Source organism: Streptosporangium sp. NBC_01469 (assembly GCF_036227305.1).
In the GTDB taxonomy this organism is placed as follows: domain Bacteria; phylum Actinomycetota; class Actinomycetes; order Streptosporangiales; family Streptosporangiaceae; genus Streptosporangium.
In genome coordinates this window covers 4269857-4285610 of the sequence record NZ_CP109465.1, presented here as the reverse complement: position 1 = coordinate 4285610, position 15754 = coordinate 4269857, and the positions used below count along the sequence as shown (strand labels likewise).

Annotated in this window: 14 protein-coding genes; 2 read left to right on the top strand and 12 right to left on the bottom strand. The window is 71.6% G+C overall.

From position 1 onward, the window contains the following. Positions 1 to 25: 25 nt before the first annotated feature. The 11 genes from OG587_RS19210 to OG587_RS19160 all read right to left on the bottom strand — a co-directional run bounded on the left by OG587_RS19210 (position 26) and on the right by OG587_RS19160 (position 12757). Positions 26 to 1258 (bottom strand): deoxyguanosinetriphosphate triphosphohydrolase, encoded by a 1233-nt coding sequence (locus OG587_RS19210; RefSeq protein ID WP_329092170.1) that lies wholly within the window; start codon positions 1256 to 1258, stop codon positions 26 to 28. A gap of 350 nt (positions 1259 to 1608) precedes the next feature. Then, positions 1609 to 4251, bottom strand: coding sequence for a pyruvate, phosphate dikinase (gene ppdK / locus OG587_RS19205; RefSeq protein ID WP_329092168.1), 2643 nt, complete (start codon positions 4249 to 4251; stop codon positions 1609 to 1611). A 246-nt stretch (positions 4252 to 4497) separates the two neighbouring features. Beyond that, on the bottom strand, positions 4498 to 5709 hold the full coding sequence (locus OG587_RS19200) for a sensor histidine kinase (protein ID WP_329092166.1): 1212 nt from the start codon (positions 5707 to 5709) through the stop codon (positions 4498 to 4500). Further along, the gene (locus OG587_RS19195; RefSeq protein WP_329092164.1) at positions 5706 to 6377 is read right to left on the bottom strand and encodes a response regulator transcription factor; all 672 of its coding nucleotides are present in this window, start codon (positions 6375 to 6377) and stop codon (positions 5706 to 5708) included. Before OG587_RS19195 ends, OG587_RS19200 begins: the two co-directional genes overlap by 4 nt. 86 nt (positions 6378 to 6463) lie before the next feature. Continuing rightward, on the bottom strand, positions 6464 to 7354 hold the full coding sequence (locus OG587_RS19190; RefSeq protein ID WP_329092162.1) for a S1C family serine protease: 891 nt from the start codon (positions 7352 to 7354) through the stop codon (positions 6464 to 6466). Positions 7355 to 7364: 10 nt separating this feature from the next. Then, on the bottom strand, positions 7365 to 8312 hold the full coding sequence (locus OG587_RS19185; protein ID WP_329092160.1) for a VWA domain-containing protein: 948 nt from the start codon (positions 8310 to 8312) through the stop codon (positions 7365 to 7367). Further along, complete coding sequence (locus OG587_RS19180) at positions 8309 to 9256, bottom strand: DUF58 domain-containing protein (RefSeq protein WP_329092158.1); 948 nt, start codon at positions 9254 to 9256, stop codon at positions 8309 to 8311. Before OG587_RS19180 ends, OG587_RS19185 begins: the two co-directional genes overlap by 4 nt. Continuing rightward, positions 9256 to 10308 (bottom strand): AAA family ATPase, encoded by a 1053-nt coding sequence (locus tag OG587_RS19175; protein ID WP_443075589.1) that lies wholly within the window; start codon positions 10306 to 10308, stop codon positions 9256 to 9258. Before OG587_RS19175 ends, OG587_RS19180 begins: the two co-directional genes overlap by 1 nt. Then, positions 10305 to 10478: a hypothetical protein gene (locus OG587_RS19170; protein WP_329092155.1), complete on the bottom strand. Its 174-nt coding sequence runs from the start codon at positions 10476 to 10478 to the stop codon at positions 10305 to 10307. The genes OG587_RS19175 and OG587_RS19170 overlap by 4 nt, the downstream gene beginning before the upstream one ends. Positions 10479 to 10889: 411 nt before the next feature. Further along, the gene (locus OG587_RS19165) at positions 10890 to 12275 is read right to left on the bottom strand and encodes a glycine--tRNA ligase (RefSeq protein WP_329092153.1); all 1386 of its coding nucleotides are present in this window, start codon (positions 12273 to 12275) and stop codon (positions 10890 to 10892) included. Between the two features lie 203 nt (positions 12276 to 12478). Then, positions 12479 to 12757, bottom strand: a complete 279-nt coding sequence (locus OG587_RS19160) for an antibiotic biosynthesis monooxygenase family protein (protein ID WP_329092151.1) — start codon at positions 12755 to 12757, stop codon at positions 12479 to 12481. Positions 12758 to 12935: 178 nt separating this feature from the next. On the opposite strand from OG587_RS19160, the gene OG587_RS19155 reads away from it, so the two are divergent. Both OG587_RS19155 and OG587_RS19150 read left to right on the top strand, forming a co-directional pair. Beyond that, positions 12936 to 13592: an NADPH-dependent F420 reductase gene (locus tag OG587_RS19155; RefSeq protein ID WP_329092149.1), complete on the top strand. Its 657-nt coding sequence runs from the start codon at positions 12936 to 12938 to the stop codon at positions 13590 to 13592. Positions 13593 to 13790: 198 nt separating this feature from the next. Next, entirely contained in the window at positions 13791 to 14180 is a 390-nt protein-coding gene (locus OG587_RS19150; protein WP_329092147.1) for a DUF6703 family protein, read from the top strand. 21 nt (positions 14181 to 14201) lie between these two features. On the opposite strand, the gene OG587_RS19145 is transcribed toward OG587_RS19150, so the two are convergent. Next, complete coding sequence (locus OG587_RS19145) at positions 14202 to 15746, bottom strand: aldehyde dehydrogenase family protein (protein ID WP_329092145.1); 1545 nt, start codon at positions 15744 to 15746, stop codon at positions 14202 to 14204. Between the last annotated feature and the right edge of the window lie 8 nt (positions 15747 to 15754).

Here is a 15754-nt window from a genome sequence, read left to right as displayed (position 1 = left end):
CCCCGGCGAACGCGACACGACCCGGTCAGCGGCCCGCCAGGGCGCGGTGCCAGGCGACCGCGGAGGTGTCGGTGAGCGAGGAGATCTGGTCGACGACCACGCGGAGCCGTCCGGCGTCACCGGCGGCCCTGGTGAAGGCGGGCCTGAACGCGGGCTCCAGGGTCCCGGGGGCGCCCAGCATGATGTGGTGGGCCAGGTCGTGGATCAGCTCGCGCTGCCTGACCTGGTTGGCGTTGTGCGCGTCGCTGGTCATCACGTAGTGGGCCGTGACCCCCTTGAGCAGCGCGCACTCCAGCCGGGTGGCCCTGGGCACGATCAGGTCGGCGCTGTAGCGCCCGGCCGCCGGTCCGTACGCCTCGCGGGTGGCGACCTCGGCGGACTTGCAGAAGTGGCCGATGAGCGAGCTGGTCAGCCCCTTGATCGCGGCAAGGTCGGCGAGTGAGCGGTCGAAGTGGCGGGGCCAGAGCGGCTGGGTGATCAGGCGGTAGAAGAGGTCCTCCAGCTCGCCGGGCTCGGCGTCGGGGGCGTACCACTCTCGGGTGGTCGCGCAGACCTCGCGGCGCTCCGCCGGATCGCGCATCGCCTCCAGCACCACGCTGCCGGAGTGGAGGGCGTCCTCCAGGTCGTGTACGGAGTAGGCGACGTCGTCGGCCCAGTCCATGATCTGGGCCTCGAAGCTGACCTGCCCCTCCGGCGCGCCCTCCCTGATCCACTCGAAGACCGGCGTGTCGTCGTCGTAGACGCAGTACTTGGCACTTCTCTCGCGGGTCCACGGGTATTTGACCGCGGCGTCCAGGGAGGCGCGGGTGAGGTTGAGCCCGGCGCTGCGGCCGTCCTCGGTGACGACCTTGGCCTCCAGCCGGGTCAGCAGGCGCAGGCTCTGCGCGTTGCCCTCGAAGCCGCCGCACCCGGCGGCGAGCTCGTTGAGCGCCGTCTCCCCGTTGTGGCCGAACGGCGGGTGGCCGAGGTCGTGGGCCAGGCAGGCGGTCTCCACCAGATCGGGGTTGCGGCCGAGGGTCTCCCCCATCTCACGGCCGATCTGCGCGCACTCCAGGGAGTGGGTCAGCCGGGTGCGGGGGATGTGCTGGCCGCTGCCGAAGGTCTCTCCCGGGCCGACGACCTGGGTCTTGGCGGCGAGCCGCCGCAGCCCGGCGCTGTGCAGCACCCGCGCCCGATCGCGCTCGAACGGGCTTCTGCCTGGGTTACCGGGTGGTTCCGGCACCCACCTGACCTGATCGTGCTCGTCATAGCCATGCATAAGTGCCCTGATTTTATCCGCGAAAGGACCCTGCCATGCCGAACAGCGAGAAAACACCTGGTTATCGGGCATGTGCCACTGTTCCCCGCTCGCGCGGGGGTGGCCGTCGTGTCCTTCTCGGAGCCGCCGAGCGTGACCGCCGTTCCCCGACCGCGCGGGGGTGGCCATCGTCTCCTTCTCGGAGCCGCCGAACGTGACCGCCGTTCCCCGACCGCGCGGGTGGGGCGTTCACCGGGCCCGCGGCCGCCCCGGTGAGGGTGGGGCGGGCCGCGGGAACCGGCTCCGCGGGGTGTCGCCTCCGGCGGCGCCGGAGGCGACACCCCGCGAAGTCAGGGTGCCGGCCGTGAGGGTCAGCGGGTGTCGGAGCCGCCGCACACCAGGGTGGCGCGGGCGGCCTCCAGGCGGGCGACCGGGATGCGGAACGGCGAGCAGGACACGTAGTCGAGACCGGCATCGTGGCAGAAGTGGATCGAGTCGGGGTCGCCGCCGTGCTCACCGCAGATGCCCAGCTTCAGGTCGGGACGGGTCGCGCGGCCCTGCTCGACGGCGATCTCGACGAGCCTGCCGACGCCGTCGCGGTCCAGGGTCTCGAACGGGGAGACGCCGAAGACACCCAGCTCCAGGTACCTGGAGAAGAAGGCGGCCTCGACGTCGTCCCGGGAGAAGCCCCAGGTCATCTGGGTCAGGTCGTTGGTGCCGAAGGAGAAGAACTGGGCGGCCTCGGCGATCTGCCCGGCGGTCAGCGCCGCGCGGGGCACCTCGATCATCGTGCCGATCAGCGCGTCGACGCCGGTCTCCTCAAGGATCCGCCGCGCCTCGTCCTTGACGTGCTCCAGCTCCTGGACGGCGGCCACGAGCGGGATCATGATCTCCGGGCGGCTGCCGGGCACGGCCTTGGCCGCCGCCGCGATCGCCCGGACCTGCATGGCGAACACGCCGGGGATGACCAGGCCGAGCCGCACGCCGCGCAGGCCCAGCATCGGGTTCTCCTCGTGCAGCCGCTTGAGCGCGACCAGGAGCCTGCGGTCCTTCTCCTCCGCCGCGTCCCCCGCCACGGCGATCTTCACCGACAGCTCGGTGTAGTCGGGCAGGAACTCGTGCAGCGGCGGGTCGATCAGGCGGATCGTGACGGGCATGCCCTCCATCGCCTGGAAGATCTTCGTGAAGTCCTCCCTCTGCAGCGGCTCCAGCGCGGCCAGGGCCCGTTCGCGCTCCTCGGCGGAGTTGGCCAGCACCAGGTCCTCGACCAGGCTGCGGCGCTCGCCGAGGAACATGTGCTCGGTGCGGCAGAGCCCGATGCCCTGGGCGCCGAACCTGCGCGCCCTGGCGGCGTCCTCGCCGGTGTCGGCGTTGGCGCGCACGGCCATCCGGCGCGCCTCGTCGGCGTGGGACATGATCCGGTGCACGGCGCGGACGAGCTCGTCGTCCTCGTCGCCCGAGCCCTCGAAGTACTCCACGACCGGGGAGGGGACCACCGGCACCTCGCCGAGGTAGACGGCCCCGCTGGTGCCGTCGATGGAGATGACCTCGCCCTCGGAGACCACGAGGCCGGAGGCCGTGGTGAACGCGCGGTCCCTGGCGGAGACCTCCAGCTCCTCGGCGCCGCAGACGCAGGTCCTGCCCATGCCCCTGGCGACCACGGCGGCGTGCGAGGTCTTGCCGCCGCGGCTCGTCAGCACGCCCTGGGCGGCGATCATCCCGGCCAGGTCGTCGGGGTTGGTCTCGCGGCGGACCAGGATGACGGCCTCTCCCTGTGCGGCGAGCTCGACGGCCCTGGCCGTGGAGAAGACGGCCTTGCCGACGGCCGCGCCCGGCGAGGCGTTCATCCCCCTGGCGATCACCTTGTTGCCGGAGTCCTCCGCGAAGCGGGGGAACATGAGCTGGGCGAGCTGGTCGCCGGTCACGCGGGTCACGGCCTCGTCCAGGTCGATCACGCCCTGGTCGACGAGCTGCACGGCGATGCGGAACGCGGCGCCCGGGGTCCGCTTGCCCACCCGGGTCTGGAGCATCCAGAGCTTGCCGCGCTCGACCGTGAACTCGATGTCGCACAGGTCGCGGTAGTGGTCCTCCAGCGTCTTCATGGTCCGCATGAGCTCGTCGTAGACGAGCTTGTCGATGCCCTCCAGCTCCTGCAGCCGCATGGTGTTGCGGATGCCCGCGACCACGTCCTCGCCCTGGGCGTTCTGCAGGTAGTCGCCGTACACGCCCTGCTGGCCGCTGCCGGGGTCACGGGTGAAGGCCACCCCGGTGCCGGAGTCCATGCCGCAGTTGCCGAAGACCATCGAGCAGACGCTGACCGCGGTGCCCAGGTCGGCCGGGATGCGCTCCTGGCGGCGGTACAGGACCGCGCGCGGAGCGTTCCACGACGCGAACACGGCCTCCACCGCCATGCGCATCTGCAGGTGCGGGTCGGCGGGGAAGTCCTCGCCGGTCTTGGCGTGGACGATCTCCTTGTACGTCGCGACCAGGCGCCTGAAGTCGGCCGCCTCCAGCTCCAGGTCATCGCGGCCGTCCTTGAGCTCCTCCAGGGCGTTGTCGAAGAGCTCGCCGTCGATGCCCTGGACGGTCTTGCCGAACATCTGGATGAGGCGCCGGTAGGAGTCCCAGGCGAAGCGCTCGTTGCCGCCCGCCTGCTTGGCCAGCCCGTGGACCGAGTCGTCGTTGAGCCCGATGTTGAGAACGGTCTCCATCATGCCGGGCATGGAGAACGCGGCCCCGGAGCGCACGCTCACCAGGAGCGGATCGTCGGCCTGGCCCAGCCTGCGGCCCATCGCGCTCTCCAGGGCGGCCAGGTGCTCGGAGACCTCCTCCTGCATCCCCTCGGGAAGGGTCCCGTTCGCGAGGAAGCTGCGGCAGGCCTCGGTGGTGATGGTGAAGCCGGGGGGCACCGGCAGCCCGAGGTTGGTCATCTCGGCGAGGTTTGCTCCCTTACCGCCGAGCAGATCCCTGAGATCTTTGTTGCCCTCGGTGAAGTCGTAAACGTACTTCGGCACGGTTGCTCCTTCTGCGACTTCAAAACGACGTCTGGTTCCGCCTCTCTCCGGACTCTACCGACGAACAAGGCAACGAAACGGCACTCACCAGGTGACACAGCATTATCGCAGCTCAGGGCATGTAAACCGGTCTAATCCAATTCAAATCAAGCCCAAATACATGATGATATAGATCACTTTGAAAATTGGTTTACACCAATTGGTATAAACCAATTTCCCTGGCATTCAACCCCGTTCACGGCCGGTTCAGCGACCCGCCAGGCCCGCTTCGGCGAGGGGGTTCAGGTCGGGAACCTCCCCCTCCGCGGGGCCCTCTCCGGACGGCAGCCACAGCACGAACACGCTCCCCGCGCCCAGCCGGGAGAACAGCCGCACATGCCCGCCGTGCGACTCCACGATCTGGCGGACGATCGCCAGGCCCAGCCCGCTGTGCCGGTCGCGGCGGCTGGTCTGGCCGCGCCAGAAACGGTCGAACACCCGCGCGTGGTCGTCCTCGGGCACCCCGGGCCCGGCGTCGCGCACCGCCACCCAGATCCAGTCCCCGGTACCGCCCGCCGCCACGACGACCTCGCTCCCGCCGGGCGCGAGCCGTACCGCGTTGGAGAGCAGGTTGCCCACGGCCCGGCGCAGGGCGTCGTGGTCCCCCACCCCGCGCAGCCCGGCGGGCAGCACCTTGCGGATCGAGAGCCCGCGCCCGGCGGCGAGCGTGGTGAACTCCTCGGCCGCCTCGGCGGCCAGCGCCCCCACGTCCACCTCGGCATCGGCCAGCGCGGGCGCGGACCGGCGCGCGGTCGCCAGCAGATCCTCGACCAGGCGGGTCATCCGGGTGGTGGCCCGGTCCACGATGGCCACCGCGCGCATCCGCTCCTCCTCGGTGCTGTCGGGCGAGGCGAGGACGGCGTCCACGTTGGCCCGGATGATGGCCAGCGGGCTGCGCAGCTCGTGGGAGGCGTCGTCGATGAGCTGCCGCTGCGCCAGGAAGGCGCCCTCGAGGCGGCCGAGCATGGTGTCGACGGTGTCGGCGAGGTCGCGGAGCTCGTCCTTCGGGCCGGTGAGCAGGATCCGCCGCGACAGGTCGGTGCCCTGGATCTCGGCGGCGGCCCTGGTGATCGAGCGCACCGGGCGCAGCACCCGGCCGGAGAGCACCCAGCCGATGCCGAAGCTCGCCAGGAAGAGCCCGCCCAGGGTGAGGAGCGAGTAGTCGCGCAGGGTCCGCAGGGTGAGCAGGTTCACCGCGTTCTCGACCTCGGCGAGTTCGACGACGGGTGCCTTGCCCACGTAGCGCTCGGTGTCGACGCTGTAGAGCTTGGCCTGCTGGACGGTGTAGGGCCGCTCCTCGGCGCTCCTGGCCACGGCGACGTACAACAGGCCGATGACCAGCGCGGAGAGCAGGAACAGCAGGCTGGAGTAGAGAACGGTCAACCGGAAGCGGATCGTCTGCACGAAGGAGAGCCTCACGTGTCCTCCCGCAGCCGGTAGCCCTTGCTCACCACGGTCTCGATCACGGCGTCGGCTCCGAGCTTGCGCCGCAGGTTTCCCACCGTCACCCGCACGGTGTTGGTGAACGGGTCGGTGTGCTCGTCCCAGACGTGCTCCAGCAGCTCCTCGGCGGAGACGACGTGCCCGGGGCGGGTCATCAGGTAGTGCAGGACCCCGAACTCCTTCGGGGTGAGTCCCAGCTCGCGCCCGCTCGAGTGAGCCTCCACCCGGGAGGTGTCCAGCCGCAGTGAACCCACCTGCAGGATCGCCGTGCCGCCACCCGGCTCCCTGCGCAGCAGCGCACGGACGCGGGCCAGGAGCTCGGGGAAGGCGAACGGTTTGACCAGATAGTCGTCGGCGCCCTCGTCCAGCCCCCTGACCCGGTCGTCCAGCCGGTCCCGCGCGGTCACCATGATGATCCGCACGGCCTGGCCCTGGTCGGTGCCGCGCAGTGCCCGGCACACCTCGAAGCCGTCCCCTCCGGGCAGGTTGAGGTCGAGAAGAACCAGGTCGTACGAGTTGACCTGGAGCTTCTCTCGCGCCTGGGCCACGTCGTAGGCGACGTCGACCGCGTACCCGGCCCGGACGAGCCCCACCCGCAGGGCGTCGACCAGATCTTCCTCATCTTCGACAACGAGCAGTCGCATAGTACGAACCTAGGTCGTGTACGGCCGGAAACGCGGATGCCACCGCCATACCGCGCTTCCCTTCCCCTTCGTTCCCCTCCTTCCGGTCACTCCCGGATAATCCGTTCGGCGACAGGTGCCGCCCTGTCGATCGGGATGGCGAAGCCGATGCCGATCGACCCGGCCCCCCGCCGCGAGAGCGTCGCGATCGCGGTGTTGACCCCGATCACCTCGCCCCGGGCGTTGACCAGCGGGCCTCCGGAGTTGCCGGGATTGATGGAGGCGTCGGTCTGCAACGCGGTCTGCCCGCCCCCGCCCAGCCTCACCTGACGGTCGAGGGCGCTCACGATGCCGCCGGTGACCGTACCCGCCAGGCCCAGCGGGGAACCGATGGCCAGCACCTGGTCACCCACCGCGACGTCCGCGGATCTCCCCAGCTCCGCGGGGACCAGCCCGCGGGCGTCGTCCACCCTGAGCACCGCGAGGTCGTACGCCTCGTCGGTGCCCACGACGGTGGCGGGCAGGCGCCGCCCGTCGCTGAGCACGACGGTGACGCTCGTACCACCGGCCAGGACGTGCGCGTTGGTGAGCAGGTGCCCGGCGCCGTCGATCACGAAGCCGGAGCCCGAGCCCCGGCCGGACTCGACCGACACGACGCTCGGCAGCACCTTCGCCGCCGTGCCGCTGAGACCGCCCGCGACACCCGCCGAGGCGGACGGGCCGACCGGGCCCGCGGTGGACCGGGGCAGCGCCACGGGAGCCGCCCGCTCCTCTTCCGTCAGCCGGGCCCCCGCGACGCCCGCCACGCCACCGGTGACCATGGCGACGAGCGCCGCGGCGACCAGGACACGTCCCGCCCCCGCCCTCCGCGCGGTGGCCGCCGGGCCCGGTGGCGGGCCGGTCGCCTCCGGCTGCGCGGCCGAAGGCGGGTCCCCCGGTGCGAAACCGGGCCCCCGGGGCCGCCCGAGACCCGGGGGCCGATCGTGTGATGTCACCATGGCCGACTCCTCACAGGATCCTCGAGAACCAGAACAGGGAGGTTCCGGCCGCCACGACAGCGCCGAGCAGGGCCACCCCGACGAACCACGGCCAGATCTCCTGCCGCTCGGTCCGGTAGCCCACCGAGCTGCCGATGTCGTCGTAGACGGCCTGCAACTCGCCGCCGGAGGCCGCCTCGTAGAAACCTCCGCCGGTACTCTCGGCCAGCTCGCGCAGCGCCGGGCCGTCCACCGGCACCGCGGTCTCCCGGCCGCCCATCTGGATCGTGCCCTCGGACGTGCCGTACGCGATGGTCGAGACCGGCACGCGCCGGGAGACCGCCTCCTGTGCCGCCAGCTCCGGTGACCGCCCCATGGTGCTCGACCCGTCGGACATCAGCACGATGTGGGCGGGCGGCCGGTCCCCGCCCTCCAGACCTTCCAGGGTGTCGATCGCGTCCAGGGAGGAGAACACCGCCTCGCCGATGGCCGTGCCGGAGTCCGTGGTGAGCCGGTCGATCGCGGACAGCACCGCCGCCCTGTCGGCGGTGGGCGGCACGCTCACCGAGGCCGAGGACGAGAACGTGACCAGGCCGAGGTTGAACCGAGGGGGCAGGTCCGCGACGAACCGCCGCGCGGCCTGCCGCGCCGCCGCGAACCGGTTGGGCGCCACATCCGTGGCCTGCATCGACGCGGAGACGTCGAACGCCACGATGATCGTCGCCTGCTCCCTCGGAACCCGCATCTCGGCCGTCGGCCGCGCGAACCCGACGACGAGGAGCACCAGCATCCCCATGAACGCCGTGACGGGCACGTGCCTGCGCCATCCCGGCCTGCTGGGCGCCAGCTTGTCCAGCAGGTCCAGGTTGGTGAACCGCAGCGCGTACCGGCTGCGCCGCAGGTACATGACCACGTAGAGAATCGCGATCACCAGGGCGGGCACCAGCAGCCACAACCAGACGGGTGACAAGAACGTCATGCCACACCACCTCTCGCACCTCTCGCACCTCTCGCACCACTCGCCCCGCGGGCCCGCGCCAGGCGGCGCTGGAGCACGACATGACGGACCAGGTCGCGGACCCAGTCCCGATCGGTGCCGAGACGCAGGTGCGCGGCCCCCGACCGGCGCAGGGCGGTCGCGACGGCCGCCCGCTGCCCCGCGGCGGCCTCGGCGTAGCGCTCGCGGAGACGGCCTCCGGCCGTGGAGATCTCCCTGCGGCGGCCGGTCTCCGGGTCGACGAGGGTGAGCACGCCCACGTCGGGCAGGGTCAGCTCCCTGGGGTCGACGACCTCCACCGCGAGGAGCTGGTGGCGGAGTGCGAGATGGCGCAACGGCCGCTCCCAGGTCTCCGGGGGATCGAGGAAGTCCGAGACGACGACCACGAGCCCGCGGCGGCGCACGACGCGGCGGAGGTCGTCGGCGGCCGGGCCGACGCGCGGCGCCGGGGTGCCCGGCTCGGTACGCGGCAGCGAGAACACCTCACCGAGCAGCGCCATGAGATGCGGCCGCCCGCTCCTGGCGGGGAACCGCCGGACCTCACCGCCGTGCAGGAGGTGCGCCCCCACGCGGTTGCCCGTCCGCTCGGTGAGGAAACCGACCGCCGCGACGGCGGCGAGCGCGAGTTCCCGCTTCTCCATCAGCGCGGTGCCGAAGTCCATGCTGGCGCTGGCGTCGAGCAGCACCCAGGTCTCCAGCTCCCGGTCGGCGATCAGGTCGCGCACGTGCGGCTCCGTCGTGCGGGCGGTGACGTTCCAGTCCATCCTGCGCACGTCGTCACCCGGCGCGTACGGCCTCGCCTCGGCGAGCTCGCCACCGGGGCCTGGGGTCAGCCCCCGGTAATCCCCCTGGAGCAGCCCGTCGAGGCGTCTGACGACCGTCAGCTCCAGCCGCCGGAGCACCCGCTCGGACAGCAGGTGCCGCATCAGGCCGCCTCTCCCTGCCCGGGGGCGATCCTGGGCATCGGAATCGCCGCGACCACCCGGTCCACGATCCGCCGCGGGGGGACGTCGTCGGCCAGCGCGTCGAACGACGGCACCAGCCGGTGCGCGATCACGTCGCCGGCCAGGTCCGCGACGTCCTCGGGCAGGACGTAGTCACGCCCGCGCAGCAGCGCCAGCGCGCGGGCCGCGGCGACCAGGCCGAGCGTCGCCCGGGGGCTCGCCCCAAAGGCCAGCAGCGGTGCGACGTCCGCCAGCCCGAACCGCGCGGGCTCCCGGGTCGCGTACACCAGCCGGACCGCGTACTCGGCGACGGCGTGGTGGACGAAGACGTCGTCCACGGCGGCCTGGAGCGCCAGCAGCCTCGGTGAATCGAGCACCCGCCGGGAGACCGGCCGGCCGGTGCTCATCCGGTAGAGGATCGCGAGTTCCTCCGACTCGCTCGGGTACCCCACGTCGATCTTCATCAGGAAGCGGTCCCGCTGGGCTTCCGGCAGGTGGTAGACGCCCTCGGACTCGATCGGGTTCTGGGTCGCCAGGACCAGGAACGGAGCGGGCACCGGGTGGGTGCGCCCACCGATGCTCACCTGGCGCTCGGCCATCACCTCCAGCAGCGCCGACTGGACCTTGGCCGGAGCCCTGTTGATCTCGTCGGCGAGCACGAAGTTGGCCATCACGGGCCCCAGCTCGGTGTCGAAGCTCTCCGTGGACGGCCGGTAGATACGGGTGCCGACGATGTCGGCGGGCACCAGGTCGGGAGTGAACTGGATCCGGGCGAACGAACCGCCCACGACGCCCGCGAGCGTCTCGGCCGCCAGCGTCTTGGCGATGCCGGGAACCCCCTCCAGGAGGCAGTGCCCCCGGGCGAGGACCGCGACGAGCAGGCGCTCGACCATGCGGTCCTGACCGACGATCACCCGCTTGACCTCGAACAGCGCCCGCCCCAGCACGGCGCTCTCCGGCGCCCTCTCCGCCCTCTCCGCCCCGCCGTCCGTTCCGGACGGGATCTCCCTCACGTGCTCGGCGTACTCGGTCACGGGGCGATCGCGGAGGTCGAGGCGGGACAGTCGTCGACGAGCAGCCGCAGCTCGATCGCGTCGTGGGCGGGTCGCGGGTCGGCGTGAGCGGCACTTCCCGTGAGCAGGAAGACGACCCCGCCGAGGGCCACCACCCCCGGTACGGCCTTCCAAGGTGATACGCGCGCCATCGTTCTCCCCTTCGTTGAACGAACGATCACCCTGATGTCATCAAAGGCCTCCGAAAACCGCTGTAAGCCCGCTTTTTATCTCATCTTTCGCCCCGGCGGCTCTCGGCAGCTCCCGGCGGCTCCCGGCGGGAGTCACCGGGGAAACCACCGGGAGCCGCCGGGGCGGAGACGGGCCGGGAGGGGAGCCGCTGTGGAGGTGACGGGCATGAGAGGTGACGGGCGGGAGAGGCCCGGTCGGAGAACCGGGCCGGGGGGCCGGGCCGGGGGGCCGGGCCGGGGGGCCGGGCCGGGGGGCCGGGCCGGGGGGCCGGGCCGGGGGCCGGGCCGGGGAACTCTGCCGAGGGGAACGACGACGGCCGGCGACCCCCGGGTGCGGGGGTCGCCGGCCGTGGCCGGTCGGGCGGGGGGACCTCAGTCGTTGAGGTACTGACGGAGGTAGGAGTCGACCTGGTCGAGGGCCACCCGCTCCTGGGCCATCGAGTCGCGCTCGCGGATGGTCACCGCCTGGTCGTCGAGGGTGTCGAAGTCGACGGTGATGCAGAACGGCGTGCCGATCTCGTCCTGGCGGCGGTAGCGGCGGCCGATCGCCCCCGCGTCGTCGAACTCGACGTTCCACCGGCGGCGGAGCTGGGCCGCCAGGTCCTTGGCCTTGGGCGACAGGTCGGCGTTGCGCGACAGCGGGAGCACCGCGACCTTGACCGGCGCGAGCCGGTGGTCCAGGCGCATGACCGTGCGCTTCTCCATGACGCCCTTGGCGTTGGGCGCCTCGTCCTCGGTGTAGGCGTCGATCAGGAAGGTGAGTGTGGCGCGGTCGACACCGGCGGCCGGCTCGATCACGTACGGGACGTAGCGCTCGCCGGTGTCCTGCTCGAAGAAGCTCAGGTCGGTGCCGGAGGCCTTGCCGTGCGCGGTCAGGTCGAAGTCGGTGCGGTTGGCGATGCCCTCGAGCTCACCCCACTCGGTGCCGGTGAAGTTGAAGCGGTACTCGATGTCGACGGTCCGCTTGGAGTAGTGGGACAGCTTCTCCGGCGCGTGCTCGTAGATGCGCAGGTTGTCCTTGTTGATGCCGAGGTCGGTGTACCAGCGGAAGCGCTCGTCGATCCAGTACTGGTGCCACTCCTCGTCGCTGCCCGGTTTGACGAAGAACTCCATCTCCATCTGCTCGAACTCGCGGGTGCGGAAGATGAAGTTGCCCGGGGTGATCTCGTTGCGGAACGACTTGCCGATCTGGCCGATGCCGAACGGGATCTTCCTACGCGCCGACTGCTGCACGTTGAGGTAGTTGATGAAGATGCCCTGGGCGGTCTCCGGGCGCAGGTAGGCGAGGCCCGACTCGTCCTCGACCGCGCCGAGGTAGGTCTTCAGCAGGCCGCTGAACTGCTTCGGCGAGGTGAAGGCGCCCTTGGTGCCGCAGTTGGGGCAGGTGATGTCGGCCAGGCCGCCCGCCGCGGGCTTGCCGTGTTTTTCCTGGTAGGCCTCTTCGAGGTGGTCGGCCCGGTAGCGCTTGTGACACGACTGGCACTCGGTCAACGGGTCCGTGAAGGTCTCCACGTGGCCGCTGGCCTGCCACACCTCGCGGGCGAGGATCACCGAGGAGTCGAGGCCGACCACGTCGTCACGCCCCTGCACCACGGTCTTCCACCACTGCCGCTTCACGTTGTTCTTGAGCTCCACGCCCAGCGGACCGTAGTCCCACGACGCGCGCAGGCCGCCGTAGATCTCGCTGGAGGGATACACAAGACCGCGCCTCTTGGCGAGGCTGACGATGGTGTCCATGATGTCCGTACGGCGTGCCATAAGGGAGAATCTCCATCCGGCTGGAGGTCGGCGAGGAATTGATTGAGTCTCCAGCTTAGGGGAGACGGACCTGCGGGACGTGCGGTTAAACCACGCCGCCCGCCTCGCCCCGGCAAAGCTTCCCCGGAACAACGGGGACCCACGGGGGACGACGGGGACCCACAGGGACCGGCGGGGGACGACGGGGACCCACGGGCGGGACGTCAGGGGCGCTCGACGTCCTCGAACGCGCTCGACTCGTTGATCATGAGCGTCATCAGCGGATACATCGCCATCCGCGCCGCGCCCAGCGCCCTGCGGTAGAACCCGGCGCCCTCCCACTCGCTGACCAGCGCCCACAGCTCCGGCTCGTCCACCGACCTCGACACCCGGCCGCGCACATATCCCGGCTGTCCGGCCAGGGTGTCGACGATCTCGTGGGCCCGGAGCGTGAACTCCTCGGTCTGGCCCGGGGGCACCATGTAGCGGATGAGAGCAAGCATCCGCCCAGCATGCCAGAGCCCGGTCCCGCTCCTGGACGACGGGCGGACGACCGTGCGCCCGTGTCCGCCCTCGCCCTCGCCCTCGCCCTCGCCCTCGCCCTCGCCCTCGCCCTCGCCCTCGCCCTCGCCCTCGCCCTCGCCCTCGCCCGGAATACTCGCTGAACCTCGTGGGTTCCCGGTGAACATGACAACTCTTGGCATCATCGGCGCGGGTCTCATCGGAAGCCAGGTCGCCCGGCACGCGGTGGCGAACGGCTACGACGTGGTGATCAGCAATTCGCGGGGGCCGGAGACGCTGGCCGAGCTCATCGCGGAGCTCGGCCCGCGTGCCAGGGCGGCGACCGCCGCAGAGGCGGCGCAGGCGGCGGACGTGGCCGTTGTGACGGTCCCGCTGCGCAACTACCGGCAGGTCCCGGTCGAACCGCTCGCCGGAAAGATCGTCCTTGATACGAACAACTACTATCCGGAGCGGGACGGGGTGATCCCCGAGCTGGAGGACGAGTCCACCACGACGGCGGAGCTGCTGCAGGCGCACCTGCCGACGTCCAAGGTGGTCAAGACCTTCAACCACATCCTGGCGGCGCACCTCGCCGACGACGCCCTTCCTTCTGGAGCCCCGAACCGCCGGGCGCTCGTCATAGCGGGTGACGACGCCGAGGCGAAGGCGTTCGCGACCAGGCTCTACGACCAGTTCGGCTTCGACACCGTCGACGCGGGGCCGTTGAGCGAGGGGTGGCGCATCCAGCGCGACACCCCCGGTTACGGGCCGCGCAGGACCGCCGAGGAACTGCGTGGCGACCTCGCGGCGGCGAAGCGCTATCGCGACCTCCCGTAGGACGGCGCGCGTTCGTTCACCTCCCCCCGCGGACCGCCCGCGGTGTCCCGGCACCGCGGGCGGCCGGGTTTGAGACGTGTCCAGGGCCGCACGCACCTGTTCACGTCCCCCCACCGGCCGCCCGCGGCGCCCCGGCACCGTGGACGGCCCCGGGCTCCGGGCATGTTGCGGCGGGCGCGGTGGCGTTAGGCTCGACTCGTGGCCGACAAGCGCGAGGAACGCCCCGCACACCCGCTGGCACAGCCCCGCCCCAGGCAGGGCAGGCGCCCGCTGCCCCCGGGTGAGCAGTTCTTCACGCCGGGGGCGACCGGGCTGCGGCGGAAGGTCGAGCAGCGCAGCGCGGCCCCGCTCGTCTTCCTGTTCCAGCTCCCCCGGTGGATCGCCCCGGTGGTGCTGGTGGTCCTTCTCCTGGCCGGGTTCGCGGTGCCGTCCTTCTGGGGCGGCGTCGCCGTGCTTCCGGTGATCGGGTTCGTCGGCTGGCTCGCCTACATGTCGTGGCCGTCCCTGGGGGCCGGGGGGCGTCTCCTGCGCGTCGTGCTGCTCACCTTCCTGATCCTGCTCGCCGCCGACCGCTTCGGCGCCTTCTGACACCTTCTTCTCTTTCGGCCTTCAGCGGGACGTGGGCAGGAGGGTGTAGCCGGGGAAGTTGCCCGGCAGCCGCTCGGTGTCGGACCCCTGGGTGACGGCCCGGACGAGCAGCTCGCCGCCGACGAAGGCACCCCGCCAGGAGGCGCCGAGACCGCCGAACAGCTCCTCCCGGTCACCGCGCGAGCGGGGGGCGTTGACCCCCACCTTGAACGCCCGCACCTCCGGGGCCAGCCGCCTGACGGTCTCCTCGTCGTCGCAGGAGATCGTGGCGACCAGCGCGCCGTTGCTGGCGTTCATCGCGGCCAGCAGCTCGGCCTCGGTGTCGACCAGCACGATCGTGTCGACCGGCCCGAAGGGCTCGGCGTGGAAGAGCGGGGACGAGCGCGGCGGGGCGAGGATGGCGACGGGCGCCAGGTAGGCCGAGGTGTCCTGGCCGGGAAGGAACAGCCCGTCGTCGAGGGAGCCCCGGTACAGGGGGACCCCGCCCTTGGCCACCGCCTCGTCCACCTGGTCGGCGAGCTCCTTGACCTTGGCGTTGGTGATCAGCGGGCCGAAGTCGAGGTCGGGCGGCGGGTCGTCGGGCCCCTCCACGGCCAGCGGGTGGCCGAAGCGCACCGACCGGACCGCCGGCAGGTAGGCGGCCAGGAACTCGTGGAACAGCGAGCGCTGCACCACGAACCGCGGGTAGGCCGTGCACCGCTGCTTGGCGTAGTCGAAGCTCTTGCGAATCTGCCCGGTCAGCAGCTCCCAGTTGCCGTACTCCCACACCCCCCAGCAGTTGAGCCCCTCCTGCTCCAGGACGTGCCGGTGGCCGAGGTCGGCGAGCGAGGTGGCCACCTGCCCGCCCGCGTCGCGCCCGCCGACGAAGGAGACGCAGCCCAGCTCCTTGCCGCGCACCAGCGCCGGGGAGAGCTCGGCGCCTCCCCCGCTGACGAGGGTGAACGGCAGCCCCTCCTGGGCGGCGAGCGCGGTCGCGAGGGTGAGACAGGCCAGACCGCCGTCGGTGGGCGCCTTGGCGATGACCGCGTTGCCCGCGAGGGCCTGCACGAGCATGGCGTGCATCAGCACGCTCATCGGGTAGTTCCAGCTGGCGATGTTGCTGACCGGGCCGCCCAGGGGGACGCGCCCGCCGACCATCCGGTCGATCTCGCCGACGTACCAGTGCACCCCCTCGATGCACCGGTCGACGTCGGCCGCGGCCAGCTTCCACGGCTTGCCGATCTCCCAGACCAGCAGCAGGGTCAGCAGGTCGCGGTGGGCGGTCATCGCCTCCAGCGCCGCCGTGACGCGCGCCTTGCGCTCGGCGAGCGGCACGTGGCGCCAGAGCCGGTGCTCGTCGAGACCGGCCCGTACCGCGCGCAGGGCGGTGGCCCTGTCGAGGCGGGGCGGGCCGGCGATGGCGGTGCCGTCCACCGGCGAGGCAGCGGGCTCCGGGCGGCCGTCTCGCTGCCAGAAGCCGCCCCAGTGGTTGAGCACCCGGTCGTCGTGGAAGGCCTGGGGCGCCGCCGACACGCACCGTTCGTAGGCGTCGGACCAGGCCGACCCCGGCTTGAGTATGGGTGACATGGGCTGTC